A 238-nucleotide genomic window follows, 5' to 3' on the forward strand; every position below is an offset into this window, starting at 1 on the left:
TACAGGTGTGGAATATGTTTCACCCCGTAATGTTACAGAAGAAAAGCTGGTAGCTATCTGGCAGGAAATATTAGGACGTGAGCTGGTCGGTATAAAAGATAATTTCTTTGAGGTGGGTGGCCATAGTTTGAAAGCCACCCGCCTGGCCAGCCAGGTGTATAAAACCTTTGAGGTGAAGCTGGCATTAAAAGAGCTGTTCAGCCACGCCGTATTGGAAGAGCAGGCCCGCCTTATTGAG

1 protein-coding gene is annotated in these 238 nt (G+C 47.5%); it reads left to right on the top strand.

Going from position 1 to position 238, the window contains the following annotated elements; genetic code table 11:
- Positions 1-238, top strand: a 238-nt coding sequence (locus KVT34_RS31055; protein ID WP_217563377.1) for a phosphopantetheine-binding protein, incomplete at both ends; no start/stop codon positions are given.

The organism is Paenibacillus sp. GbtcB18, assembly GCF_019091125.1.
Lineage (GTDB): Bacteria > Bacillota > Bacilli > Paenibacillales > NBRC-103111 > Paenibacillus_F > Paenibacillus_F chitinolyticus.